1 protein-coding gene is annotated in these 380 nt (G+C 68.9%); it reads right to left on the reverse strand.

Annotation, left to right across the window (positions count from 1 at the left end; all coding sequences use genetic code 11):
• Positions 1 to 85: 85 nt before the first annotated feature.
• Positions 86 to 380, reverse strand: a 295-nt coding sequence (locus QZ281_RS05210) for a DUF350 domain-containing protein (protein ID WP_292225522.1), incomplete at its 5' end; no start/stop codon positions are given.

Raw genomic sequence — 380 nt, forward strand, 5'->3', positions numbered from 1 at the left:
CGCCGCGCCAGCGACACCGCCAGCAACACGCCCACGACAGAGGCATAGATGGCCCAGTCCGGCAGACGGGGAAACTGCACCCCGCTCACCCCGTCAGGGCGGCGGACATGATCAGCGCCGTGGCCAACTTGGCGCCGACCAGCACCACGGCGGCGGAAACCTCTCCGTCCTTGATCCTCTGCGGCAGGCCCGTCAGCAGCAGGTCCACGACCCGGAAGGCCAGAAGCTGCAGCACCACCGTCGCCACGCCCCAGATGGCGATATCGCGCACCGAGTTGGACACCGACATCGACACCGCCAGCGGAATGGCCAGACCGACCAGAACCCCGGCGAAGGCGACGGCGGCGGCGGGATTGCCTTCACGGATCAGGGCGATCTCG

The organism is Brevundimonas sp. (assembly GCF_018608325.1).
Lineage (GTDB): Bacteria > Pseudomonadota > Alphaproteobacteria > Caulobacterales > Caulobacteraceae > Brevundimonas.